This window comes from Roseibaca calidilacus (genome assembly GCF_001517585.1).
GTDB lineage: Bacteria > Pseudomonadota > Alphaproteobacteria > Rhodobacterales > Rhodobacteraceae > Roseinatronobacter > Roseinatronobacter calidilacus.
On record NZ_FBYC01000004.1, the window covers coordinates 44595 to 68219 of the forward strand.

Sequence of the window (23625 nt, forward strand, 5' to 3'; positions counted from 1 at the left end):
ATAATGGCGCGATTTCCCCTCATTGCGGATCTGGCGGCCAGCGCCCCTCGGCGACCATCGCGCGAACCTGATCGGGCGGAAAGACCAATCCGATCAGGCCGCGCTCGACCAGAATCTTCCGCACCCGCGCCAATGCCTGCCCCTCGTCGCTTTCGGGGTTAAGACGCGACCGGGCCGCAACCGCAGGCAGCGTAATGCCGAATTCATCGGGCACCATCGGGTTAGCTCCCGCTGCCAGTAGCATTTCGGCCATGGTCCAGTTATGGGTCAGAGCAGCCTTGAGGATCGGTGTACCCTGCGCGTAACCACGTGCTTCGAGATTGGCACCGGAGGCAATCAGACGGGCAACGCGATCATGGTTCCTGTCCTCGATCGCCTCGAAAATCTGCGGATGGCCCTCTCTGCCTGGGGCGTCGCGGTTCTCTATGATGTCGGCGATGACGCTTCCTCCAATCGATGCACTATGTTGCCCGTTCTGGCACTGCTTTAGACCGCAGCCCGGCAGAAGAAGCAGAGCAATTAAGGGGATGTAACTATACATCAAGGATAATTGCCTTTCCGACGGTGGCGTTTTTTTAAAGACCAGCTTGCTTACTGGGTTGGTTTCGGCTCATCCTGAAATCCCAGTATATTCGCGAACCTGCCAACCTACACCGGCGGCATGCGCAGTTGTGGCAGACGGTCGCATCCGGTCACATTGGTATTGAGGGCGCGTAACCGCGTCAGGGAGATCGGGCGCTGTCCATTTTTCTGACCGTTGCCGCACCCATCCCAGATGTCAACGGCGATTCTTCCTTCCGATAACCCAAGCCCAATACCGTCATACGCGGAACTGTGCCCGGTTCTGCGGCATGACAGTGTCTGCTTTTACGGAAGACCAAAACCACTACGCACGCCCAGCGAATTCACACTTTCCGCCCTCCATGTCAGTTACGCCGCAAGCGCGAAGGATTCCCGTGCAAGCGCAGCGAATGACCGCGAATGTCCCGCTCTGCCGACCTTCACCCTCCGAAAATGCTGCTCAATGGACGAATGGCCGGTTCGGTGAAGCCGCACTGCACCATGTAGGCATGGTTGAAAGGCTGCTTTGGGCCGCCTTACTCAGCCAGATCATCGAGGCTTACGCCGAGCGTATTGGCCAAGGCCCGCAGGGTCGTGACCGAGCCCTGCTTGCGACCGGTCTCGATCTCGGCCACCATCACGCGGTTCACACCCGCTTTTTCGGCAAGGGCAGCTTGCGTCATCGCACGCAGGTCCCGGTAGACGCGCAGCGCGTTTTCGCCGTTCAGCAGCCGGTTCACGTAATCCGCGGGGATCAGTTCATCCTCGCCCGCGGCAAGTGCGGCCTTGGCGCGGTCATAGGTCTGGAGATCGGCCAGATCATCGGCCGCGGCCCGCAGGCGTTCATATTCTTCGCGCGGAATTGTCACCATCTCGTTCATGTTATGCCCTTTCAGTCGTAGATGCCGCCCCGAGGGCCTATGTCCAGCACGGCAAGGACATTGCCCTGATCATCCATGATCACCCGCCAATCCCCGACACGCAGTCTTATCCCCTCTCGGCCTTTCAGGGATTTCACGTTGTTTGCCTGCGAGGCCTGGTCTGTCGCATATGCCTCGATCTTGGTGCGGATCAGCATCGCCGTGTTCGCCGGCATCCGTCGCAATGCCTTGATGGCGGATTTCGTGTAGCTGATCTGCTTCATGATGTAGCTTTAAGCGACGCGCAGCGCGAAGTCAAGAAAATGTCGCTTTTGGCGACATGCCTAGCCGGCCTGAACCGGCCAGGCACAGCTTACAGGTCGATCCCTTCCGACAAGGAGAGCGCATCATCCAGATCAACGCCCAAATAGCGCACAGTGCTGTCCATCTTGGTATGGCCGAGCAACAGTTGGACTGCGCGAAGGTTGCCGGTCTTCTTATAAATCTGGGCAACCTTGGTACGGCGCATCGAATGGGTGCCGTAAGCGCTTGGCTCCAGCCCGATCGAGAGCACCCAATCGCGCATGATCCGCGCATATTGCCGCGTCGACAGGTGCGGGCTGGCGTGTAGACGGCTTGGCCAGAGATACTCACAGCCGATCATTTCGGGATCCTTGATCCATCGCTCCAGCGACGCGCGGGTCGTATCGGTGATCTCGAAGCGGACAGGTTTGCGCGTCTTGCTCTGCGTGACCGAAGCACGTTCCTTGACACGGCCTGCGGCGTAAACGTCGTTCACCTTCAGGCAGACCAGATCGCAACCCCGGAGTTTGCTGTCGACGGCCATATTAAACAGCGCGAGATCGCGCCTGTTGTCCGCCATTTCCAGCCGGACACGGATGGACCAGACATGCTTGGGAAGAAGTGGCCGCTTCTGGCCAATGATGCGGCCTTTGTTCCAAGGGGCACGGGTGGGGCGAAGGGCAGGTAAAGTTTCGATGGACATGGCTTCTCTCCTGTCCTCCAAACCCGCCACGTCCTCGGCTAGGCCGACAGTGCAGCGTACCACCGCCTTACATTTCTGTAATGATTCGTCGTATCGGGCGGCAAGCTGCCGTTCGTTGCAAACGCGGTTGATCGGGCCCGGCCAAAGTTAGCGGCCATTCAGTCCGTGCAAAACCTCTGAAAGCTGGATCAACCAGTTGGAAGGCTGGCTTGGATAACCTGCCCGCAGCGGGATGATCCCGCCGCTATCGTGGCCTAATTTTGCACCGCCGTTTCCAGGCGGCGAATGAGATGGTCAATGGTCACCGCGGGCCGCGCACTGGGTTGCCGTCACTCGGTACGCTGTCCCTTAAGGAAGGCTGGACGTCTCAAAGCGGGCCGCTTGACCACCAGGCTTTAACCGCTCCCGAACAAGGTCCGCATCGCGTATGATCACAGCTCTATTTTCAAACCCCTGATCAAGCTATCTCTTTCGGCCAGAGCTGCTTTCGTTTCCACAGGTCTTGCGGTCGCACAGGCATTGATCAGACATTCCGCCGCAAGGATGAATGTGGTCAGGGAATTCGACAGAAATCGGGTTTCATGCGGCACCAGGATTGCGGCCTGCGACACCTCGATCAACGGCGAATCCGCGCGGTCTGTAATGGCGACAATCTTCACCGGCTTTGTCGCGGCCGCGCGCGCAACTTCCGTGACTACGCGCGAATAAGGTGCACAGCTTGACACGATCAGAACGTCTTCCTTGTCGAGCGAGGCAATCCCCTCGGCGAGCCCAAGCGCATTGGAATCCAGCAGATGGACATCCGAGCGTATTAGACGCAGCCCATAGACCAGAAAAGTTGCGAAGGCATGAAACTGGCGAATTCCATAGATCATGACCCTTGGCGCATTTGAAATAAGTGACACGGCGCTGTGAAACTGGGCGTCGTCATACATTGATAGAAACCGGTCAATATTGGCCTGATTTTCGCGACACAAAAGCATCAATGCCTCGGTCGTCTGTCCCACGCCCCCAGACAGTGCCTTTTCCGCCTGATGGCTATAGAACGCACCGGGCGGAGCCATCGAGGCATTAAGCAAAACCTCCTGAAACGCCCCGAACCCGGAATATCCCAGACTGCGCGCAAGTCGTGTCAGAGTTGACGGATTTACACTCAGCGCATTGGCGAGCGATGTGATCGACAACAGCGCCTGATTGCCCTGCAGGTCCAGAATACGCGCAAGCGCAGCGCGGGCTTTCGGTCCAAGCACGATTTCCGACTCACCGCGCGATATACGAAGCATCAACTCTCGTAGCTGTACCAGAGTCTGCGGCGGTTCAGGAAGCGATGAATTCGCCAGTGTAGATGGGTTCGGGGGAGGATTGGTCATAGAATTTCCAGCTTACCCCAGTGTTGTTGACAGAAATTATAGCCGAAGCAAGCGTGTTCTCCTTGTCGGGGTCGTCGCTGGATGTGCGATGGATGGGCAGACCAGCCCCACCAGTATCGCGCAGGATGCGCAGCGCGTCCGATACGCCCATCTCAAGCAATTCCCGAACGCGCATTTGCCGATCTCTTGATGAGGCGGTTATCATCTGCGTTTGCGGCAGGTTCATATGCAGCGCGTGATTGGCATGGCCCGACGCGGTCTCGATGATTTTGTGTGAGAAGGCTCCACCACCGAATTCGACGCTGTGAAGCCCCGTGTTGCCAGCTTGCGCCAAGGTAAAATGAAACCCGCCGCACTCATTCTCGCGGGCAAGAAGGTCAAGCGCCTCGGTGATGGTCATGCAGGCGAGAGCTGCGCGCCCCAGGACCATACGCGGAATCTCCGGCCGGACATTGCGCAGGCGCAGGTTATTCACCGCTTGTGCAATACCGCTGCGGGTCACTGCAAACGTGTGGCCCGGCAAGGAGCCGGGATAGCAACTTGCAAGGAAACCGTGACCATTGGTGTCTGTGACCTCTGCGATGAAACAACTGCCATGCAATTCGCGCAGGCCGTCTTCGTTATGCGCAAGCACAGCCGTCGGCCCTGGCAGTTGCACGGTGGTGCAACCATCCGGGACATTTGACATCAGATCACCTCTGCAGTTCCACGCCATGACCTGCAGGAACGGCAGTTCCAATCCATCTGCCAACCCCTGCAACTCTGCATGGATTTCCGGGAACAGGGCTTGGGTGCGCGCGGCCAGTCGCGTGACAATTGGAAGATGCAGCTCATCTGTTACGGCCTGCCAATAGTCCAGCGGCCGAAGACGCTGATGCACTGCTACCCGCCCTGCGTGCCCCAGTGCAGCCCCGATTTCATAGGGAGTGCCAGTGGCGCGAACCCATCCCAGTTCAACAACAGAGGCTTCAGACATGTTGCAGGAAATCCTTCATCCGGTCATTGGGTGGATTGTCGATGACATCGCGCGGGGTTCCGTCCACGGCGATCTTGCCATGCTCCATGAAGATCAGGCGCGTGCCGACCTGTTTGGCAAATCCCATCTCATGCGTGACCACCACCATTGTCATGCCTTCGGCAGCAAGCGTGCGCATCACATTCAGAACTTCCTGCTTCAGCTCCGGGTCCAGCGCCGAAGTCGGCTCGTCAAACAGCATGACCTTTGGTTTGATCGCCAGCGCCCGCGCGATGGCCACACGCTGCTGCTGGCCACCCGACAATTCCGAGGGCTCGTGATTTGCCTTCTCGGCAAGCCCCACCTTGGCCAGCAAATCCTTGGCCAGTTCGCGCGCCTCGGCACGGCTCAACCCGCGCACCTGCTGCGGTCCGAAGGCCACGTTCTGTAGCGCGGTCATTTGTGGAAACAGGTTGAACTGCTGAAAGACCATGCCCGCTTCCTGACGGATTTCGCGCATCACCTTGTTGCCGCCCAACAAGCTCATGCCATTGACGATCAGATCACCGCCTGTGATCTTCTCCAACCCGTTGATGCAGCGCAAAAGGGTTGATTTGCCAGATCCTGACGGGCCGACTAGCACGACAACCTCGCCCTTGTGGATGTCCAGATCAACCTCATCAAGCACCTTGAGCGGGCCGAAATGCTTGGACACATTGCGAAACTGAATGATGGCGTCACTCATAGGATCCTCATGCGTTTTTCGACCATCCGAAGCGCCAGCGACAGCAAACCCGTCATGATGAGATACATGATCGCCACCGCCGTCCAGATTTCCACTGCCCGGAAATTCGCGGCCATGATTTCCTGTCCTGTGCGGGTCAACTCACCCACGCCGATCACGATAAACAGCGATGTATCTTTCAAGCTGACAATGAACTGATTGCCCAAAGGCGGAATAAGCCTGCGGAACGCCAGCGGCCCGACGATGTGGACAATGACCTTCCAGCGCGGCAGACCGATCGCGAGGCCCGCCTCTGTCAGGCCCTTGGAGATAGACAACACCGCCCCCCGCACGATTTCCGCGATATAGGCGCCTGCATTGATGACGATGGCCAGAATTGCCGTTGTCATCGGGTCAATGCGGATCGAGGCCAGAACCGGAAGAGCAAAGTAGAGGAACATCACCTGCACGACGATGGGTGTGCCGCGGATGACCTCGATATAGACAAAAGCAATCGCGTTGATCAGCGCATTGCCATAGGCGCGCATCAGTCCTGCGATTGCGCCCAGAACAACGCCGCCCAAAAGTCCGAGAACCGTGATTTGAACCGTGACTTGCGCCCCCTTGATAAGCTGCGGAATGAAATCGAGAATGATCAGCCAATTGACTTCCATAAGCGCCCCCTTGTGAATGACCTGCCATGTTGCCGGTCATAGTGGTCGGGGCAAAGCTGCTCTGCCCCGACCAGACCGTTGTCTCACAAGGCTCAGTTGCTCGGTGGCGTTGTGCCAAACCATTTCATGTAGATTTCGTCATAACGCCCGTCTTCCCGCATATTGGCCAGAACCTGATTGACGGGCGCGACCAGTTCAGAGCCTTTGGGAAAGCCGATGCCGTATTGATGGGCCATCATCTGTTCGCCTACGGCCTTGACAGCACCATCGCCTGCGGTTGCAATGTAATACAGCACATTCGGGGTATCATGCATCGCAGCGTCAACCCGTCCCGTGCGCAGTTCCAGATACGCATTGTCGATATTCGGGAACTGGCGCAGGGTTGTGTTGGTGAAGTTGTCACGCGCATAGTCAGCCGCCGAAGTGCCGGTGCGAACCGCCAGCGTCTTGCCTTCCAGATCAGCAAAGCTTTCGATCTCGCTGTCAACGGGAACCATGATCAGAAACCCGCTGTCATAATAGCCGTCAGAGAAGTCGATGACTTGGGCGCGATCCTCACGAATGGTGATCCCAGCGAGTGCCACATCGACCTGTCTGGTCTGCAAGCCGGGGATGATTCCGTTGAAGTCCATCGGGCGCAGCTCAAATTCCAGTCCCAGCTCGTCTGCTATGGTGTTCCACATATCGATGTCAAAACCGACATACTCGCCATCCTGCATGAACTCGAAGGGCACGAATGCCGTATCGGTGGCCACCACCAATTTATCTGCAGATGCCGAACTGACACCAAGCGCAAGTGCTGCCGCCGCGAAGAAGGAGAGAGTGCGTTTCATGATGATCCCCTGTTGCTTTGATTGTGCAAATTTTGAACATATCATGTGAACATGATGCAAATATATTTGCACCAATGTCAGCACAAAGCAAACGGAATTATTTCAGCACCCAAAATTCGTTATGTTCCGGCGCAGCTATGGGGGGCGGATGATGGGGACGCTGCAGATTTGCGGTACTCAGCCAGCCAATTGCAAGCTGTCGGGCAACGCCGCAAGCCTGTGGGCGATCGCGTCATCTTGCGGGCTTTGGGTGCTGTTGAGCATGAAGCCCAGGGTCAGATACATGCCAGCTGTCGCCATTAGATCCAACACCCCGTGCCGCCCGACCAACGCTTCAAGCGCGTGCATCTGCTCAGGCGCAAGGCGCGCTTCATCAAAGAGCGAATCTACCGCGCGCGCCAGAAGCGCGTCTTCCTCGGCCATTTTCGCAACCGGCCCGCGCAGGCTGTGGATTTGTGCTTCACTCAGGCCCGCGTCCAGACCACGGATCACATGCTGACCCCATTCATAGCTGCTGCCCAGCCTGTAGGCGAGACGCAGGATCACCACCTCGGCGCGCTGCGGCCCCAGAGAGGTGTTGCGGACAATATGCATGCGTAAATCGGCCCAGGCGCGCAGCAATGCGGGATGATGCGCCATCAGACGATAGACATTCAGCTGCCCGGCAAATCCATCGCGCATATCGGCGATATCCGCAGGCCACTCGGCATCGGTCAGGGGCGCAAAGGTCATTCGCTTAGCGCCGCATCGATCGCCTCGGCCAGGCGCCCAGTAATCTCAGCCAGATCGGCTTCGGTCACGATGAATGGCGGCGCAAGCAAGACATGATCGCCGCGCACACCATCTATCGTGCCCCCCATCGGATAGACCATCAGTCCACGCGCCATCGCCTCTGACTTGATTTTCGCATGCAGCTTGCGCGCCGGATCAAACGGCGCTTTGCTATCGCGATCGGCCACCAGCTCAACAGCCTGAAACAACCCTCTGCCCCGGATATCCCCCACATGTGCATGTTGGCCGAATGTCGCTTGTAACTGCGCATTCAGTGTCGCGCCCATCGCCTGAACATTCGCCAGCAGGTTGTCGCGGGCGATCACCTGTTGCACGGCCAGTCCCGCCGCTGCGGCCATCGGGTGGCCCATATAGGTGTGACCATGCTGGAAAAATCCGCTACCATCCGCGAAAGCGTCGAAGATCTTGCGGCTCAGAAGCGTGGCACCGATTGGTTGAAACCCACCGCCCAGCCCTTTGGCGATTGTCAACAGGTCCGGCGCGATCCCGTCATATTCGCAGGCATAGCGATAGCCTGTCCGCCCCATGCCGCACATGACTTCATCAAGGATCAACAGGACCCCGTACCGATCGCAAATGGCACGTATGCGCTTGAAGTAATCCCCCACTGCCGTAACGGCGCCCGCTGTGGCCCCGACCACTGGCTCTGCGATGAAGGCTGCGACTGTGTCGGGGCCAAGCTCCAGGATCTTCGTTTCCAGCTCACCTGCAGCGCGGGCCGCATAATCGCTATCAGTCTCACCCTCTTGCTGTTCGCGATACGCAAAACACGGCGCGATGTGATGCGCCTCCATCAGCAGGGGTTTGAATTGCGCACGGCGCCATTCGTTGCCCCCTGCAGCCAGCGCGCCCAATGTGTTGCCGTGATAGCTTTGTCGCCGTGCGATGATATGACGGCGCTGCGGCTGGCCGGTTTCGGTAAAATACTGGCGTGCCATTTTCAGCGCGGCTTCCACTGCTTCGGACCCGCCAGAAAGCAGATAGACATGGCTCAGTCCCTCTGGCGCGTCCGCGATCAGATGAGCGGCCAACTCTTCCGCCACGTCCGTGGTGAAAAACCCAGTATGCGCGTAGGCCAGCTTGTCCAGTTGCGCATGGAGTGCCGCGATCACTTCGGGATGTGCGTGCCCCAGACAGGACACAGCCGCCCCACCAGAGGCGTCGATATAGGTCTGACCCTTGTCATCCGTGAAAGAAATTCCGGATGCGCTGACCGCGCGGCGTGGCGGCGTGTGGATCGAACGGTGCAGCAGATGAGTCATGATGTTTCCGGGCCTTTCGAGGGATGATAAGTGTTGAATGCAGCAAGCTGGCGGTCCAGACCGTCCAGCCGGGCCAGCAGCGCAGGGTCATCGCCGCGCGCAACGAGTGCCACCAGAACTTCCGCCAGCGCGAAAGCCGGGGCCATGCTGTGCAGGAAGGACCCGCTGTCGGTCGGTACGATCAGCGCAGGGTCGCCCGGAGCGATCAGTGGAGACAGTGGCGAATCCGTCAATGCAACCACGCGCAACCCCAGTGCGCGCGCTTGGATGACCGCTTCGACCACGACCCGCGTGTAGGGGGCGACCCCGCAAACAAACAGCACATCGGTTTCGCGCGCCTGAGCGAGTCCGTCCAACCCCACATTGCCAACGCCATCGAGAAGAATCGCCCGTTCCGAGATCAACGAAAGTGCATACCAGACATGCCATGCGACAGCGTGACTAGACCGCAAGCCGAGGCAGAAGACCCGCCTTGCCTGACCTATCAAGGTTGCCGCCTGAGACAGCGAGGCCAGCGTCGCAGGATCGGCCAGCGCAGCAATCTGCGTGGCTCCGTGCCCCACCATGGCCTGCGCCGCAGCCTCTGGCGTACCCGCCTGAAGCTTGTTGCGCCGTGCTGCCGTCGCAACAAGGCCGGGCTGCCGGGCGTGACGCAGCGCATCCGCATGCAGAGAACGCACCGTATCATAGCCGTCATAGCCCAAAGCCTGCGCCAGTCGCGTCATGGTCGCGGGCTGAACCCCTGCCCGACCCGCCTGCTCGCGCATGGATAACAGGGCCGCATCATGCGGATGCGCCTCAATCCAGCGCGCAGCCTTCTGCAACTGCGCAGGCAGGCTGTCAATTCGCGCGGCAAGAGCTTGAGCAAAGGACTCTGTCATGCAGGAAAGCTATCATGTTCCGATAAGATTGCAACAAGTGTTTTACAGATTGATATAAATGTTTCACGCTTGCTATTCTGCGCACGACGGTAAACATCCGCAGAGGGCCGTCTTGTTGTTTAGCCGGCAGAGCGATTACCGACTGCTCAATGGCCTGAGGTTTCTTCGATGATTAACACGACACGGCCAAGGTCTTCGGCGGATGCTCACGAAAGGTGAGCGTCAGGGAAATTGGCCTGCAAAACTTGCTGCGGCGATCCTGCGTGGGGTCGTGTCGCGAATGCTGTGGAAATTTCCTGGCGGCCATCTCCGGGCATGTGATCTTTCGGTTTCTCAGGCGGCGAGGTCAAGAGGCATGGGTTCGAGGGGCTGAGACAAGGTTTCCCAGCCATCGACCTTGCGCATCTGGATCTGGCCGGAGGCGAGCAGCGCCCAGAGCAGCATGGGCACGGTCTCTGCGCAGGGCAGCACGGTCTGGGTCTTGATGCGGCGGCGGAATTCCCCGTTCAGGCGCTCGATGGCGTTGGTGGTCCGGGCCGATTTCCATTGTGACGGGTCGAGGCGGGTGAAGGTGAAGAGCCGATCTCCGGCTTCCTCCAGACTGTCAGCGACCGCACGGCACTTTAGCCGCCATTTGCGCAGGAAGGCCTTTCGGCGCGTCTCAATCTCGGCCGCGGTGTCGGCATAGATCATGTCGCGGTAGTCCTCGGTCAACTCGTCGTGGAGGTGCTTCGGGGCATGGGCCAGGAGGTTGCGATGCTTGTGAACCGTGCAGCGCTGGATCGGCAGGTCCTCGCCCCACAGCGCCACGAGGGCGGCCTCCAGTCCCGGGGCGCCGTCGACGATCACGAATTCGGGCCGCTTCAAGCCCCGTGCATCGAGGTCATCGAGGAACTGCCGCCATGCGGCCTTGCTCTCCCCGCCCATATTCCTGATGGAAAGCAGCACCTTCTGACCATCGCGGCGCACCCCGATTGCGGCCAGCACCGAGATGTTCGTGGCTTTCCGGTCCAGCCGGGTCTTGATCACGGTGCCATCGAGGATCAGCCGGACGATATCCTCGTCGGCCAAGTTACGCGCGGACCAGGCGTCCCAGTCGACCTTCACCTTGCGCCAGGCACGGCTGACCACGTCCTTGCTGACGGCACCCTCGAACAGCCCGAACAGCGCTCGCTTGACGCGCCGGGTGTTCGTACCTGCGAGATAGACCGCTGCGATGAGGGCCTCGGCCTTCTTCGTCAGCCGCTGGTATCGGGGCAGCGCTTTCGACCGCCACTCCGTTACCTTGCCTGTCTCATCTGCAACGCGGGCGCGAGGCACGATGACCGTCTCAGTCCCGAAGGTGCCGGTGAGTTGCCGTTCTCGGTGCCCGTGGCGATACCCTTTCGTGACTCCATCGCCCCGGTCATAGCGAAGACGGCCGAGGAAGCTGGCAAGCTCCTCCTCGAACACGGCTTCGATGGTCGCACGGACGTTCGCCCGCAACCGATCCTCGATCGGGTCAAACCCGGCCTCATGGGCCAGTAGCGCAAAGCTCGCAGTGTCGGTAATCTGGTTCATGGCGTGATCTCCCTGGCGGTTGCAGCCGCCGGTTGGGTGGGTGTCAGTTCACCCGGAGATTACGCCGCCCTCGAATTTCCACCAACTCCGAGACACGACCCCTGCTCCCGCAACCAAAATTACCAAGCAACATCGATGCACTATGCCCGAACTCAAGGGGCCGTTTGCCTTAGCGCAAGCCGTGTCTGCAGCGTGTGAATTGCCCCCCGTTTCCTAGGCTCAGGACCCATTGATTTCACCTTTGCGGCGTGATTCACGCTCCGCAAGGAGACTGATCAATGAGCAATCTTTTCTGGCTGACCGACGCCCAGATGGAGCGTCTAAAACCCTTCTTCCCCAAGAGCCATGGCAAGCCTCGCGTTGACGACAGACGCGTTCTCAGCGGGATAATCTTCATCAATCGCAATGGGTTGCGGTGGTGCGACGCGCCCAAGGAATATGGTCCGCACAAGACCTTATACAACCGCTGGAAGCGCTGGAGCGATATGGGCGTGTTCGCCCGGATCATGGCGGGTCTGGCGGCGGAGGGGACTGAAACCAAGACGGTCATGATCGACGCCACATATCTGAAAGCACATCGCACGGCTTCGAGCCTGCGGGTCAAAAAGGGGGGCCTGGCCGCCTGATCGGTCGCACGAAAGGCGGCATGAATACCAAACTGCATGCTGTCACAGATGCTATCGGTCGCCCCATTACCTTCTTCATGTCGGCCGGACAGGTCAGCGACTACACCGGTGCGGCGGCTTTGCTGCGGGAGTTGCCAGAAGCTGATTGGCTGCTTGCAGATCGCGGCTATGATGCGGACTGGTTCAGAGATGCGTTGAAAGACAAAGAGATAAAGCCCTGCATCCCTGGTCGAAAGAAGCGCAAGACCCCTGTGAAATACGACAAGCGACGCTACAAACGGCGCAACCGGATCGAGATCATGTTCGGTCGGCTAAAGGATTGGCGCAGGATCGCCACTCGCTACGACAGATGCCCAAAGGTGTTCCTTTCCGCAGTCGCGCTCGCAGCAACCGTCCTCTTCTGGCTGTGAATATCAATGAGTCTGGAGCCTAGCCTCTCATTGCGTCGCAAATCCTATTTGGCAAAGGGTTGCGCTCACCTATCCTTTTTTGACAGCCATTCTGAACTGCGTTGCGTGCAGGTCAGCCTGCGGGGATTGATAAATGCGAGAGCGCCAAGGGCTTGATCCGACGGATATTCGTATCCTGAGTGCGGTGCAACGCCATGGGCAATTGAGCAAGACCAAGCTGGCCGAGATCGTCAACCTGTCTGCCACCCCGTGCTGGGCGCGTCTGGCGCGGTTGCGCGCGGCGGGCTATATTCGCGGGTATCACGCCGATATCGCGCTTGACCGGGTTCTGGATGCGACCCGCGTTGTGGTGACCGTGTCCTTGAACTCGCATCGCAAGGCCGATTTCGACCGGTTCGAGACCTATATCAAATCAGTGGATGAGATCATCAACTGCGTGGCAACAGGCGGCGGTCTGGATTACATCATGACCGTCGTAACCCCCAGTCTCGCGACCTTTCAGGACGTGATGGAAGACCTGCTGGCGGCGGAGCTGGCGATTGACCGTTACATGACGTATTTCGCCACGCGCCTGATAAAGGCAGAGCAGCCCAACCTTGCGAAATTGGCGGCCTATCGCAAGCGATAGGCTTGTCAGCCCAAACGGGCTGTTTTCACAAAAAACCAAGCCCAACCAGTCCGTGAAATGGGCCAAATTCGGTCCAGTCCTCTGCAGCATTGGCGTTATGTCCAGTGTCAGGAGGAACCGCGGCCTTCTGGCATGGCCAAAGCCGCAACAAAGGGTGGAGCACATGACAACGATGGACGATTTCGGCTTCGGAACACAGATCCGCAAATCCCCCTATTTCGATGCGACGGTGCGTTGGGGGGCACAGGGCTTTTCGGTCTATAATCATATGTATATCCCGCGCGACTTCGGCGATCCCGAACAGAATTTCTGGAACCTCGTCAACACGGCCATCCTGTGCGATGTGGGTGTCGAGCGTCAGGTCGAAATCAAGGGCCCGGATGCGGCGCGTTTCGTGCAAATGCTGACCCCGCGCGATCTGTCGAAAATGGCGGTGGGGCAATGCAAATACGTTCTGATAACCAATGCCGACGGTGGCATCCTGAACGACCCGATCCTGCTGAAACTGGCAGAGGACCAGTTCTGGCTGTCGCTGGCCGATAGCGATATCCTGCTCTGGGCGCAGGGAGTGGCCGTGCATTCGGGTCTGGACGTGTCCATTTCCGAGCCGGATGTTTCGCCCTTGCAGTTGCAAGGCCCGAAATCGGGCGAGATCATGCAGGCGCTGTTCGGTGACGCGATTCTGGACCTGCGCTACTATTGGTTCCGCGAGATGGAATTGGACGGCATCCCGCTGATCGTGTCGCGCACCGGCTGGTCCAGCGAGTTGGGCTATGAGATTTACCTGCGCGATTCAGCTTATGGCGATGCTTTGTGGGAGCGCATCATGGCCGTTGGCATGGCCTATGGGTTGAAGCCCGGCCACACATCAAGCATTCGTCGTATAGAGGGCGGGATGCTCTCCTACCATGCCGATTCCGATATCCACACCAACCCGTTCGAACTGGGGCTGGACCGCCTTGTGAACTTGGATATGGACGCTGATTTCATCGGCAAATTCGCGTTGCAGCGCATCCGCGACAACGGCATCACGCGCAAGCAGGTGGGGCTGGTCCTAGAGGGGGATCCCTTGCCGGGGCCGAACACGACCTTCTGGCAAATTCATCTTGAAGGCGCGCCAGTCGGCAAGGTGACATCGGCTGTCTATTCGCCGCGCCTGAACAAGAACATCGCGCTGGCCATGGTTGCCGTTGAAGCGGCAGACCTTGGCACGCAGGTGCAGGTCTTCACGCAGATGGGCGAGACGACCGCGACTGTTGTCGAACGACCGTTCTTCGACCCGCGCAAAAGCCTAGCGGCGGCTGGCGCGGTCGAGCCGGCGCAGGTTTCGGCGTAAGCGGGGCCAGCATGTCAGCCCTTGCGATAGAGTTGCACTGGCAACGCGCCGAACCTGCCTTGGAAACGGGCAAATTCTCGAACGCGCATCATGTGCAGTATAACCGCAGCCACGAGCTGCAAGTGGACGCCGCCCCGGATTGGGGCGGCGATCCCGACCACACCAACCCTGAACAGGCGCTTGCAGCGGCCCTGTCCAGTTGTCACATGATGACCTTTCTTGCGCTTTGCGCCAAGGCGGGATGGCCGGTCGCCAGCTATCACGACCACGCCGAAGCCCATCTGGGCAAGAACGCCAAGGGGCAAATGTCGGTCACGCGGATCGACCTGAACCCGGTCGTGCGCTTCGATACGGGCTTTTGCGTAACCGATGCGCAACTGGCCGAGATGCAGGAACGGGCGCATCGCTACTGCTTTATCGCCAATACGCTGGCAGAGAGTGTGGAAATCCATGTCAACTGACCACAGCCGGAGGCGCGAGTAATGTCTGACCCCAACATCCTGCTGCGCGCGTTATCCGCAGATGGCATTCTGCGCCTGACCTTGAATGATGTCGCACGCCGCAATGCCTTGTCCGAGGCGATGCTGGCACAACTGGGCGCGGCTTTTGCCGAGGCTGGCGCGGCGCGCGCGGTGCGCGTGATCGTCCTTGCGGCGAATGGCCCGGCATTTTGCGCCGGACATGACCTGAAGGAACTGACCGCCGGGCGCAAGGCGCCAGACCGTGGTCGCGCCTATTTCGCCCAAGTTATGGCGCAGTGTTCGGGCGTGATGCAGGGCATTGTCAATTGCCCCAAACCCGTGATTGCCGAAGTGACGGGTGTCGCGACCGCCGCGGGCTGCCAATTGGTGGCAAGCTGCGATCTGGCGATAGCGGCAGAGAGCGCACGGTTCAGCACACCCGGCGTGCATATCGGGCTGTTCTGTTCGACCCCGATGGTGGCCTTGTCGCGCAATGTCACCAACAAACACGCCATGGAAATGCTATTGACCGGCGACATGATCCCGGCCCCCCGCGCGGCGGACATGGGCCTTGTGAATTCCGCGGTCCCCGAGGCCGACCTGACCTGCACGGTCATGGAGATGGCCCGCAAGATCGCGTCGAAATCCAGCATGACGCTGGCCACCGGGAAACGCGCATATTACGCGCAGCGCCAGATGCCGCTGGCAGATGCCTATGATTATGCCAGCCATGTAATGGTTGAAAACATGCTTGCGCATGACGCCGAAGAAGGCATCGACGCTTTCATCGCAAAACGCGCAGCGCAGTGGCAGGACAAGTGACCATGCCCGACAACCGCTACAATATTGGGCTGGACCGAAACCCTGCCAATTACCAGCCCCTGACCCCGCTGGGGTTTCTGGAACGCGCAGCCAGTGTTTTCCCCGATCACACCGCCATCGTGCATGGGGCCTTGCGGCGCAGCTATGCCACGTTTTACCGCCGCGGGCGGCAATTGGCGTCCTCTTTGGCGGGGCAGGGCGTGGGGCGCGGTGATACGGTCTCAGTTCTGCTGGCCAACACACCCGCCATGCTGGAATGTCATTACGGTGTGCCGATGTGCGGCGCGGTGCTGCATTCAATCAATACCCGGTTGGATGCCGCGATCATCGCCTTTCAACTTGACCATGCAATGGCGAAACTGGTCATCGTGGACCGTGAATTCGCCCCCCTGATGGCCGAGGCGCTTGCGCTGGCCAAGGTCGCACCGCCGGTGCTTTTGTATGACGACCCCGAATATACCGGCCCCGGCGCGCTGGACGGAAGCGCGGATTACGAGCGCTTCCTTGACGCTGGTGATCCGGATTTCGCATGGCTGATGCCAGAGGATGAGTGGGACGCGATTTCCATCAACTACACCTCTGGCACCACGGGCGACCCGAAAGGCGTGGTGTCGCATCATCGCGGCGCTTACTTGTTGGCGCAGGGCAATGCGCTGACCACATCCATGGCCAAGCACAGCGTTTACCTGTGGACGCTTCCGATGTTTCACTGCAATGGCTGGTGTTTTCCGTGGACCTTGTCGGCAATCATCGGCACGCATGTCTGCTTGCGCCAAGTGCGGTCAGAACCGATCTGGCGGGCCTTGGCAGAGGAAGGGGTCACGCATCTGTGCGGCGCGCCCATCGTGATGTCGCTGATCGAGAACGCCCCAGAGGCCGAGAAGCGCAATCTTGACCGGCGTGTGCAGTTCTTCACCGCCGCCGCGCCCCCGCCGGAAAAGCTGCTGGCCAGCATGACAGCCGCAGGGTTCGATGTGACGCATCTGTATGGCCTGACCGAAACCTATGGCCCGGCGGTCGTCAATGAATGGCATGGGGACTGGTCGTCCCTGCCAAGCGCCGAACAGGCGCGTCTGAAGGCACGGCAGGGCGTGCGTTACCTGCCCTTGGAAGGTCTGAGCGTGCGCGACCCCGACACGATGCAGCATGTTCCGCAGGATGGCCAAACCATTGGCGAAGTCATGTTTCGCGGCAATGTTGTGATGAAAGGGTATTTTCGCAATCCACAGGCCACCCGGAAAGCGTTTGCCGGGGGATGGTTCCGTTCCGGCGATCTGGGGGTGGTCTATCCTGATGGCTACATTCAGCTGAAGGACCGTTCGAAAGATATCATCATTTCGGGCGGCGAGAATATCTCGTCGATCGAGGTGGAAGAGGCACTGTATCGGCACCCCGCGGTGGCCGTGGCCGCAGTGGTCGCGATGCCACATGAGAAATGGGGCGAGACACCATGCGCGTTTGTCGAACTGGCCGCCAATGCGGCGGTCGATGCGACCGCCTTGCGCGATTGGTGCCGTGCGCATTTGGCCGCCTATAAGGTGCCGGGCAAGTTCATGTTCGAGACTATTCCTCGGACCTCTACCGGCAAAATCCAGAAATTTGTTCTACGGCAGCGGGCGTCAGAGCTTTTGCCCTGACCGCGCCTTTGCGGTGTTATGGAAGCAGGGCGCCGCGCGTGGCGATTGCCAGTTGGGACAAGCGTTGACCTTCTGCAACCGCCTGTTGCGGTGTCTGGCCGTTCAGCCGTGCCGAAAGGTATCCGGCATTGAACGCATCGCCCGCGCCTGTTGTATCAACCGGCGCGGCGCCCTGTTGGAACGCGATCACGGATTGCCCGTCCTCGGTGCACAGGGTGACTGGTCCCGGCCCGTCGGTGACAATGACTTCCCGCGCACCTGCTGCACGCAAGGTCTGCCCGGCGTCTTCGGCGGTGACGGGGCCAAGCAACAGGACACAATCCTCTAGGCTGGGCAAAAGGATGTCTGCACGCGCTGCAACCCGCAGCAGCCAGTCCCGCGCCAGCGCGGCGCTGGGCCAAAGGCCTGCGCGGTAATTCGGATCGAAGACCAGAAGGCCCTCATAGGCTTCAAGTGCTGTGACCAGCGCATCGCGGCGGTCTTGTGACAGGATGGCAAGGCTAATTCCCGACAGGAAGACAGCCTGCGCGCCCGACAGAACCTGCGGCAGCCAGCCTGCGTTATCGACCATTTTCCGCGCCGCGGATTGCCCGCGCCAATAGGAAAAGCTGCGCTCGCCCCCGGTCAGCCGTATCAGATAAAGCCCGCAGGTTTCGCCTGGCAGGATCTGTATGTCACGCGTGCAGATGCCGGCATCCAGCATGAAGCGCAGCATGTCGCCAGACATCGGATCATCGCCCAAGGCGGTTGCATAGCCGATTTGCCAGCTTTCGGGGCAGGTTTTGCGCAGCGCCCAAGCCGTGTTGAACGTGTCGCCCGCAAAGCCAAGGGTGAACCTGTTATCCCCGGTCGGTGCCATTTCGACCATGCATTCGCCAAGACACAGAATTCGCATCATAGCCCCTCTGTCACGCCAAACCATTTGGCTGCATTGCGCAGGCAGATGTCGCGCACCAAGTTTTCCAATAGCTCCGGGTCGTCCGGCAGATGCCCTGTTTCGGCCCAATTGCCGATCATCTTGCACAGAAGGCGGCGGAAATATTCATGTCGGGGGAAGGACAGGAACGACCGGCTGTCCGTCAGCATCCCCAAAAAGGTCGAGATCAAACCCATCTGCGCAAGCGTGCGCATTTGTGCTTCCATCCCGTCAAGCTGATCGTTGAACCACCACGCGGTTCCGGGCTGAACCTTTCCCGCAAGGCTGCCATCCTGAAAGTTTCCGGCTGTTGTTACGATGACCGGGGTCTTGGACGGGTCAAGCGCATAGAGGATCGTGCGCGGCAAGGCATTGTCCCGGTCCAGCAGGTCCAGAAACGCGTTGAGCGCTTCGGCCAAGGGCGCGTCGCGCAGGCTGTCGGCCCCGGCGTCGCGCCCTGCGCTGTGCAACAGACGACTGCGCGTGTTGCGCAGCGGGCCGATGTGAAGTTGCATCACCATGTCGCGCGCGGCATAGGCGCGGCCCAGTTCAACCAGCAGGGCATTGCGAAATGCGCTGGCCTCCGCTAGGGTGGCAGTGCCCCCCAGACGTGCCTTGATCAGTATCTCATCCAAGCGCGCCGACGGGGCGGGGGCCGCTAGGTCAAGCCCGTTCAACCCATGGTCGGCGGCAACCGCGCCACAGGCGCAGAAATGATCCAGCCGGGCGATAAGGGCCGCAAGCAGATCATCCCACCCGTGTATGGACATGCCGCTGGCATCTTCCAGCCGCTCCAGCCACGGCCCGAACGCGTCAGACTCTGGGTAAAGCGCCGGGTCTGGGCGGAATGTCGGAACCATGCGCAGCCCGCTTACCCTTTCGGCGGCGAAGGCGATATGATGTTCCAGCGTATCGCAAGGGTCATCGGTGGTTGCGACATAGGCAACATTCATCTGCCGCAACAATCCTCTGGCACTGCAAGCAGGTGACTGCAACTGTTCTGCAGTCGTGTCCCAGACCTGCGCGGCAGTGCCCTGGTCCAAGACGATGCCGTCCAACCCAAAATGACGCCAGAGTTCCAGATGCGACCAATGATGCACCGGATTACCGACCAGACGGGGCATGACACCGGCAAACGCGTCGTATTTTGCACGGAAATCCGCCGAGCCGGTCACATGGCTTTCAGGCACGCCGGCCCAGCGCATCAACCGCCATTTGTAGTGGTCATGCGCCAGCCACAATTCGCCCAGATTGTCCCACTTGCGATCCTGCGCGATATCTTGCGGTGACAGGTGGTTGTGAAAATCGACAATCGGCAGCGGCTTTGCCACATCATGGAACAATCGCCGCGCGGTGGGGGTGTCCAGCAGAAAATCGGGGCCAAGAAAGCGGGTCATGGATAGGGCTCTGACAGAAGGGATTGCAAGGTGTCGCGCACGCCTGCCGAAGTCAGGCGATGCAGGGCGGAACGCAGCGCATCTGCCACGCGGGTATCTTGTGCCAGATCGTGGCCAAACCCCTGATAATGCACCAGATAGGCCAGTACCGGGTCTGCTTCGGGGGGCAGGCTGGTCAGTATATTGCGCAAATCTTCGGCCCTTGGGTCGGTTATGGGGCGGTCCGCGCCGCCATGCCCCTTGCCTTGCAACCACAACAGCCAGCTTGCAAGCACCAGCGCGCAAAGCGGCGGGACAGTGCCGCGCTGCGCCAAATGCCAGCGCAAGGGGGCCAAAATGCGCTGCGGCAGTTTCTGGCTGGTATCGCTGGCAATTTGGGCCGTGCGGTGCTGCAAGGCCGGGTTTGCAAAACGGTCGCGCAACTGTGCTGCGTAGTCGCCAAGGTCAATGCCGGGCAAGGCTGGCAGGGTTGGAATAGCCTCTTGCAGATGAAAACGTTCAAGCGTCGCGGCAAAAACCGGGTCGGCCATGCAGGCATCGACCGTTTCAAGCCCGGCCTGTCCGCCCAGAAGCGCCAACAGGCTATGCGCGCCGTTAAGCATGCGCAGTTTCATCTCCTCAAAGGGTTCGACATCTTGAACCAGAAGCGCGCCGCCCTCTGCCAGCGGTGGGCGGTCCGTGGCGAAATCATCCTCGATCACCCATTGCAGGAAGGGTTCGCAGATTACGGCCGCGCTATCCTCTTGCCCCAGATGCGCGGCAACCTTGGCGCGGCCGTCATCCGTCATTGCGGGCACGATCCGGTCAACCATTGAACAGGGAAAGCGGCAGGTGGCCGAAATCCAGCCGGCCAGATCAGGGTCGCGGGTGGTGGCATAATCGCGCACCGCGCGGGCCAGCTTGCGACCGTTGCCCGATAGGTTGTCACAGGCCAAAAGGGTGATGCCGCCCAGCCCCGCGGCGCGCCGCTGCGACAGCCCGTCCACGATCACACCGATGGCGCTGCGCGGGGGCTGGTTGCCCTCAAGCTCTGCGCGGATGGCCGGGTTGGTGAAATCCAGACCATCGGGCCCGGAACAATACCCTTTTTCCGTAATCGTCAGCGAGATGACGGCCAAATCTGCGCTGGCAATGATCCGCGCCAGTGCTCCATCCCCATCACGCGCGGGGTGGCAGGTGTCGATGACACAGTCCACGCGCGTGGCATGCAGTCCCTGCGCATCGGCGGCCAGCACATGGTAACGCCCGCCTGCGGCCTGCAACTGGTCAAGTTCCGCCTGACCGGAATTCAGCCGGGCAACCACCGCCCCCCATTGGCCCGAAGCATCGGCCTGCAACCCTTGGTGAAGCACAAAGAGCGGATGCGCGCGGGCGAAGGCCCCGAAGCCGATATGCAGCCAGCGGCGGCGCAGCGAAGCGCGATCGTAGCTCATGCGCCTGCACCCAACGTGATCTTGTCGCCATGGTTCAGGGCGTGCCCTTGCCACAACACCTGTTCCGCCAGTTCGGGCGGCAATGCGACTGTGACATGTGCAAACGGGAAGGGCTGATTGCCCTGATGCGTGATCGACAGGGCAAGCCCGTGTTGCCCCTTTGCAAGTGACACGCGGGTCAGACAGTGATTGCCGCTGAGCGCATCGGCATTGTCGCCATCATCGTCATATATGAAAGAATGTTGCGTGCCCTCCACGCGTGCGGGGAACAGTGCCAGAACGCGCGCGGTTTCGGCCTTTGGGGTGGCGCGCATGGCGCTGCTGGCCAAAGGCAGCACAGCACCGGCGCGCACGAATAGCGGAATGCTGTCCAGCGTGACGGGAAGATCCAGCCATTGCCCACCCGCATACCAGTGACCAAGCTGAAAATCCCACCACCCGGTTGCGTTGCGCGGCAGGTAGACGCGGCGTTGGCTGGCGCCTTGTTCGACCACATTGGCCACCAGAAGATCCCTGCCCAGCATGAAATCATCCGTGTCCTTGTGGCAGACAGGATCATCTTCATGGTCCAGAAATGTCGGGCGCAACATGGGTTCGCCTTCGGACACGGCGCGCCACAAGCAGGTATAAAGATAGGGCAATAGCCGGTAGCGCAGGGCCATGGCATCGCGGATCTGCGGCAGAACATGCGGGTGCGTCCAAGGCTCTGTTACAGAGCCATCGTCATTCCAGCTATGGATTACGAAACGCGGGTGGAAAATGCCGTTCTGCACCCAGCGCAGCAGCAATTCGCCATCGGGTTGCGGGCCTGCAAAGCCGCCCACATCATGCCCGATATTCGAGATACCCGACAGCGCCAGCCCCAGCCCCATGCGGATATTCCAGCGCAGGCTATCCCAACTGGTGCGGTTGTCGCCCGTCCATGTTTGGGCATGGCGCTGCACCCCCGCACAGCCCGCGCGGGTCACAAGAAAAGGGCGCTTGTCCGGCGCATGGGCTTTTTGCGCGGCCTCTGACGCTTGAACCATCAACAGCGCATGCAGCGGTCGGATCAGGCCCATATCTATCGGCGTGCCGAAACCGTCGCATTGGGCGTGATGGTCCCAGACTTCGAATTCGTTATTGTCATTCCATGTACTGCCCAAGCCTCGCTCCAGCAGCGCCGTGATGACATTCTGCTGCCACCAGCGCAGCGTTGCGGGCTTGGTGAAATCCAGATGCGATCCCTTGGCGTCCCAGAACACCGAAAGCTCTGGCGCGCCGGTGTCGCTGTCGCGGATGAATAGCCCGTTTTGCGCGGCTTCTTGGTAGCGGGGGTGGTCTTGCAGAAGGCAGGGCTTGATATTCGCAATCAACTGGACGCCGGCTTGTGCATAGGCAGCGGTAAAACCCTCGATGTCTGGAAATTTCTCTGTGTTCCAGTTGAAGACATATCGCTTGCCCTCGATCGAGGTGTAGCCCGAAGACAGGTGAAAACTGTCGCAGGGAATCTGGTGATGTTCGAGCGCGCCCAGAAACCCCAGCATCTGCGCCTGTGCATCCGGCGCGTCGGTATAGGCCATGGTAGAGCCGGAATAGCCAAGGCTCCAGCGCGGGGGAAAGGCCATGCCGCCGGTCAGCTTTTGCTGTGCCTTGACCAGCGTCAGAATGTCGGGCGCCCATGTGAAATAGTAGTCCAGATCGCCATCTTCGGCGCGAAAGCTGCGGTATGGCGCGTGGTAATTGTCCAGTTCATTGCCTAGATCGAACCAGCAGCCCGCCAGCGTATCGTAGAACAGGCTGAAACTGCCAGCGTCAGGCGTGCGGGTGATGGTGAAGGGGATATGTTTGTACAAAGGGTCTGTGGTTTGCGCATCATAGCCCATTGCGTCAAGATTGCGCATCTCGAAGCGCCGCCCAGAGCGGTCCAGCGCGCCCGCTTTCTCGCCCAAGCCATAGACCGCCTCTAGGGGATTGCGGCGCAGGAAATGGGCATTGGCATGGTCGCGCCGCCCCAGCATATAAGCGCCGGTCGGACGATCTTGGGCAATATCGCGCCATTGCCCGGCGATTAGCGCTTGCCAGCGGATCTGCAACGGTTTGTGAATGCTGGCGCGCAGCGTTGCGGTCGTCAGAACCATCGTATCGGCGGTTTCGGTAAGTTCCCATGCGGGGCAGGAGAACCCCGCCAGACCGTCACGACTGCGCCCCTCTGGCGGCAGGGCCCCTTGCGGTGCAACGCACCAACTGCGGTTTTGCCGCCATGCCCCGTCCTTCAACAGCCTGACACGAAATTGCGCATTTTCCAGCACTTCAATGCGCAGCATATGCCGCTCTTCGACCTGCAATGTGACGCCCTGTGCATCACGGGACGCGATGTCCCAAGTTTCTAGCGTTTTCATGGTGTCGTATCCCGGTAGCAGGCGTGGCAGGAACAAGCTGATTTCTGGCACGAAGCCACCCACACCACAACCTTGATCCGGGCCGTGTAGAACGGCAAAC

The 23625-nt window shown here is 59.9% G+C and carries 23 protein-coding genes; 6 read left to right on the forward strand and 17 right to left on the reverse strand.

Annotated elements, in window-relative coordinates:
- Positions 1 to 19: 19 nt before the first annotated feature.
- From AWT76_RS16635 to AWT76_RS03740, 13 genes are all read right to left on the reverse strand, one after another.
- The gene (locus AWT76_RS16635) at positions 20 to 541 is read right to left on the reverse strand and encodes an ankyrin repeat domain-containing protein (RefSeq protein WP_141655869.1); all 522 of its coding nucleotides are present in this window, start codon (positions 539 to 541) and stop codon (positions 20 to 22) included.
- A 556-nt stretch (positions 542 to 1097) separates the two neighbouring features.
- Positions 1098 to 1442 (reverse strand): helix-turn-helix transcriptional regulator, encoded by a 345-nt coding sequence (locus AWT76_RS03685; protein ID WP_072245019.1) that lies wholly within the window; start codon positions 1440 to 1442, stop codon positions 1098 to 1100.
- Between the two features lie 11 nt (positions 1443 to 1453).
- On the reverse strand, positions 1454 to 1705 hold the full coding sequence (locus AWT76_RS03690; protein ID WP_072245020.1) for a type II toxin-antitoxin system RelE family toxin: 252 nt from the start codon (positions 1703 to 1705) through the stop codon (positions 1454 to 1456).
- 89 nt (positions 1706 to 1794) lie between these two features.
- On the reverse strand, positions 1795 to 2427 hold the full coding sequence (locus tag AWT76_RS03695; RefSeq protein ID WP_072245022.1) for a tyrosine-type recombinase/integrase: 633 nt from the start codon (positions 2425 to 2427) through the stop codon (positions 1795 to 1797).
- Between the two features lie 431 nt (positions 2428 to 2858).
- A complete protein-coding gene (locus tag AWT76_RS03700; RefSeq protein ID WP_072245024.1) occupies positions 2859 to 3797 on the reverse strand; it encodes a MurR/RpiR family transcriptional regulator in 939 nt (312 codons plus the stop codon).
- Entirely contained in the window at positions 3745 to 4773 is a 1029-nt protein-coding gene (locus tag AWT76_RS03705) for a C45 family autoproteolytic acyltransferase/hydrolase (protein WP_072245025.1), read from the reverse strand. Before AWT76_RS03705 ends, AWT76_RS03700 begins: the two co-directional genes overlap by 53 nt.
- Complete coding sequence (gene glnQ, locus AWT76_RS03710; protein ID WP_072245028.1) at positions 4766 to 5497, reverse strand: glutamine ABC transporter ATP-binding protein GlnQ; 732 nt, start codon at positions 5495 to 5497, stop codon at positions 4766 to 4768. The genes AWT76_RS03705 and glnQ overlap by 8 nt, the downstream gene beginning before the upstream one ends.
- Positions 5494 to 6150 (reverse strand): glutamine ABC transporter permease GlnP, encoded by a 657-nt coding sequence (glnP, locus tag AWT76_RS03715; protein ID WP_072245030.1) that lies wholly within the window; start codon positions 6148 to 6150, stop codon positions 5494 to 5496. The genes glnQ and glnP overlap by 4 nt, the downstream gene beginning before the upstream one ends.
- 92 nt (positions 6151 to 6242) lie before the next feature.
- Positions 6243 to 6983, reverse strand: coding sequence for a glutamine ABC transporter substrate-binding protein GlnH (gene glnH / locus AWT76_RS03720; RefSeq protein WP_072247409.1), 741 nt, complete (start codon positions 6981 to 6983; stop codon positions 6243 to 6245).
- A 177-nt stretch (positions 6984 to 7160) separates the two neighbouring features.
- Positions 7161 to 7715, reverse strand: coding sequence for a carboxymuconolactone decarboxylase family protein (locus AWT76_RS03725; RefSeq protein WP_072245032.1), 555 nt, complete (start codon positions 7713 to 7715; stop codon positions 7161 to 7163).
- The gene (locus AWT76_RS03730; protein ID WP_072245034.1) at positions 7712 to 9037 is read right to left on the reverse strand and encodes an aspartate aminotransferase family protein; all 1326 of its coding nucleotides are present in this window, start codon (positions 9035 to 9037) and stop codon (positions 7712 to 7714) included. Before AWT76_RS03730 ends, AWT76_RS03725 begins: the two co-directional genes overlap by 4 nt.
- Positions 9034 to 9918 (reverse strand): MurR/RpiR family transcriptional regulator, encoded by an 885-nt coding sequence (locus AWT76_RS03735; protein WP_072245036.1) that lies wholly within the window; start codon positions 9916 to 9918, stop codon positions 9034 to 9036. Before AWT76_RS03735 ends, AWT76_RS03730 begins: the two co-directional genes overlap by 4 nt.
- Before the next feature lie 333 nt (positions 9919 to 10251).
- On the reverse strand, positions 10252 to 11478 hold the full coding sequence (locus AWT76_RS03740; protein WP_072245038.1) for an IS256 family transposase: 1227 nt from the start codon (positions 11476 to 11478) through the stop codon (positions 10252 to 10254).
- Between the two features lie 278 nt (positions 11479 to 11756).
- Between AWT76_RS03740 and AWT76_RS16450 the strand changes: the two genes are divergently transcribed.
- The 6 genes from AWT76_RS16450 to AWT76_RS03775 all read left to right on the forward strand — a co-directional run bounded on the left by AWT76_RS16450 (position 11757) and on the right by AWT76_RS03775 (position 17398).
- Positions 11757 to 12514 (forward strand): IS5 family transposase gene (locus AWT76_RS16450; RefSeq protein WP_141655833.1). Its coding sequence is split into 2 segments (ribosomal slippage): positions 11757 to 12093 and positions 12093 to 12514, totalling 759 coding nucleotides; the frame shifts between segments, so codons are not numbered across the junction.
- A gap of 133 nt (positions 12515 to 12647) precedes the next feature.
- Positions 12648 to 13142: an Lrp/AsnC family transcriptional regulator gene (locus AWT76_RS03755; protein WP_072245041.1), complete on the forward strand. Its 495-nt coding sequence runs from the start codon at positions 12648 to 12650 to the stop codon at positions 13140 to 13142.
- Positions 13143 to 13305: 163 nt separating this feature from the next.
- Positions 13306 to 14478 carry a glycine cleavage T C-terminal barrel domain-containing protein gene (locus AWT76_RS03760; protein ID WP_072245043.1) on the forward strand — a complete coding sequence of 391 codons (1173 nt, stop codon included), beginning with the start codon at positions 13306 to 13308 and terminating at the stop codon, positions 14476 to 14478.
- 11 nt (positions 14479 to 14489) lie between these two features.
- Positions 14490 to 14939: an OsmC family protein gene (locus AWT76_RS03765; RefSeq protein WP_072245045.1), complete on the forward strand. Its 450-nt coding sequence runs from the start codon at positions 14490 to 14492 to the stop codon at positions 14937 to 14939.
- A 21-nt stretch (positions 14940 to 14960) separates the two neighbouring features.
- On the forward strand, positions 14961 to 15761 hold the full coding sequence (locus AWT76_RS03770) for an enoyl-CoA hydratase (protein WP_072245047.1): 801 nt from the start codon (positions 14961 to 14963) through the stop codon (positions 15759 to 15761).
- Between the two features lie 2 nt (positions 15762 to 15763).
- Positions 15764 to 17398 (forward strand): acyl-CoA synthetase, encoded by a 1635-nt coding sequence (locus AWT76_RS03775; RefSeq protein WP_072245049.1) that lies wholly within the window; start codon positions 15764 to 15766, stop codon positions 17396 to 17398.
- Between the two features lie 16 nt (positions 17399 to 17414).
- Here AWT76_RS03775 and AWT76_RS03780 read toward each other — a convergent pair whose 3' ends face one another.
- Genes AWT76_RS03780 through AWT76_RS03795 form a run of 4 tightly spaced genes read right to left on the reverse strand, consistent with a single transcriptional unit; the run spans position 17415 to position 23525 of the window.
- Entirely contained in the window at positions 17415 to 18296 is an 882-nt protein-coding gene (locus AWT76_RS03780; RefSeq protein WP_072245051.1) for a sugar kinase, read from the reverse strand.
- Positions 18293 to 19711, reverse strand: coding sequence for a glucuronate isomerase (gene uxaC / locus AWT76_RS03785; protein ID WP_072245053.1), 1419 nt, complete (start codon positions 19709 to 19711; stop codon positions 18293 to 18295). The genes AWT76_RS03780 and uxaC overlap by 4 nt, the downstream gene beginning before the upstream one ends.
- The gene (locus tag AWT76_RS03790) at positions 19708 to 21144 is read right to left on the reverse strand and encodes a mannitol dehydrogenase family protein (protein ID WP_072245056.1); all 1437 of its coding nucleotides are present in this window, start codon (positions 21142 to 21144) and stop codon (positions 19708 to 19710) included. Before AWT76_RS03790 ends, uxaC begins: the two co-directional genes overlap by 4 nt.
- Positions 21141 to 23525 (reverse strand): glycoside hydrolase family 31 protein, encoded by a 2385-nt coding sequence (locus AWT76_RS03795; protein WP_072247411.1) that lies wholly within the window; start codon positions 23523 to 23525, stop codon positions 21141 to 21143. The genes AWT76_RS03790 and AWT76_RS03795 overlap by 4 nt, the downstream gene beginning before the upstream one ends.
- Between the last annotated feature and the right edge of the window lie 100 nt (positions 23526 to 23625).

What these genes read in the sequence shown, in the direction of transcription:
- AWT76_RS16635 (WP_141655869.1), bottom strand. Translation starts at nt 541, where the DNA reads ATGTATAGTTACATCCCCTTAATTGCTCTGCTTCTTCTGCCGGGCTGC.
- AWT76_RS03685 (WP_072245019.1), bottom strand. Translation starts at nt 1,442, where the DNA reads ATGAACGAGATGGTGACAATTCCGCGCGAAGAATATGAACGCCTGCGG.
- AWT76_RS03690 (WP_072245020.1), bottom strand. Translation starts at nt 1,705, where the DNA reads ATGAAGCAGATCAGCTACACGAAATCCGCCATCAAGGCATTGCGACGG.
- AWT76_RS03695 (WP_072245022.1), bottom strand. Translation starts at nt 2,427, where the DNA reads ATGTCCATCGAAACTTTACCTGCCCTTCGCCCCACCCGTGCCCCTTGG.
- AWT76_RS03700 (WP_072245024.1), bottom strand. Translation starts at nt 3,797, where the DNA reads ATGACCAATCCTCCCCCGAACCCATCTACACTGGCGAATTCATCGCTT.
- AWT76_RS03705 (WP_072245025.1), bottom strand. Translation starts at nt 4,773, where the DNA reads ATGTCTGAAGCCTCTGTTGTTGAACTGGGATGGGTTCGCGCCACTGGC.
- glnQ (WP_072245028.1), bottom strand. Translation starts at nt 5,497, where the DNA reads ATGAGTGACGCCATCATTCAGTTTCGCAATGTGTCCAAGCATTTCGGC.
- glnP (WP_072245030.1), bottom strand. Translation starts at nt 6,150, where the DNA reads ATGGAAGTCAATTGGCTGATCATTCTCGATTTCATTCCGCAGCTTATC.
- glnH (WP_072247409.1), bottom strand. Translation starts at nt 6,983, where the DNA reads ATGAAACGCACTCTCTCCTTCTTCGCGGCGGCAGCACTTGCGCTTGGT.
- AWT76_RS03725 (WP_072245032.1), bottom strand. Translation starts at nt 7,715, where the DNA reads ATGACCTTTGCGCCCCTGACCGATGCCGAGTGGCCTGCGGATATCGCC.
- AWT76_RS03730 (WP_072245034.1), bottom strand. Translation starts at nt 9,037, where the DNA reads ATGACTCATCTGCTGCACCGTTCGATCCACACGCCGCCACGCCGCGCG.
- AWT76_RS03735 (WP_072245036.1), bottom strand. Translation starts at nt 9,918, where the DNA reads ATGACAGAGTCCTTTGCTCAAGCTCTTGCCGCGCGAATTGACAGCCTG.
- AWT76_RS03740 (WP_072245038.1), bottom strand. Translation starts at nt 11,478, where the DNA reads ATGAACCAGATTACCGACACTGCGAGCTTTGCGCTACTGGCCCATGAG.
- AWT76_RS03755 (WP_072245041.1), top strand. Translation starts at nt 12,648, where the DNA reads ATGCGAGAGCGCCAAGGGCTTGATCCGACGGATATTCGTATCCTGAGT.
- AWT76_RS03760 (WP_072245043.1), top strand. Translation starts at nt 13,306, where the DNA reads ATGACAACGATGGACGATTTCGGCTTCGGAACACAGATCCGCAAATCC.
- AWT76_RS03765 (WP_072245045.1), top strand. Translation starts at nt 14,490, where the DNA reads ATGTCAGCCCTTGCGATAGAGTTGCACTGGCAACGCGCCGAACCTGCC.
- AWT76_RS03770 (WP_072245047.1), top strand. Translation starts at nt 14,961, where the DNA reads ATGTCTGACCCCAACATCCTGCTGCGCGCGTTATCCGCAGATGGCATT.
- AWT76_RS03775 (WP_072245049.1), top strand. Translation starts at nt 15,764, where the DNA reads ATGCCCGACAACCGCTACAATATTGGGCTGGACCGAAACCCTGCCAAT.
- AWT76_RS03780 (WP_072245051.1), bottom strand. Translation starts at nt 18,296, where the DNA reads ATGATGCGAATTCTGTGTCTTGGCGAATGCATGGTCGAAATGGCACCG.
- uxaC (WP_072245053.1), bottom strand. Translation starts at nt 19,711, where the DNA reads ATGACCCGCTTTCTTGGCCCCGATTTTCTGCTGGACACCCCCACCGCG.
- AWT76_RS03790 (WP_072245056.1), bottom strand. Translation starts at nt 21,144, where the DNA reads ATGAGCTACGATCGCGCTTCGCTGCGCCGCCGCTGGCTGCATATCGGC.
- AWT76_RS03795 (WP_072247411.1), bottom strand. Translation starts at nt 23,525, where the DNA reads ATGAAAACGCTAGAAACTTGGGACATCGCGTCCCGTGATGCACAGGGC.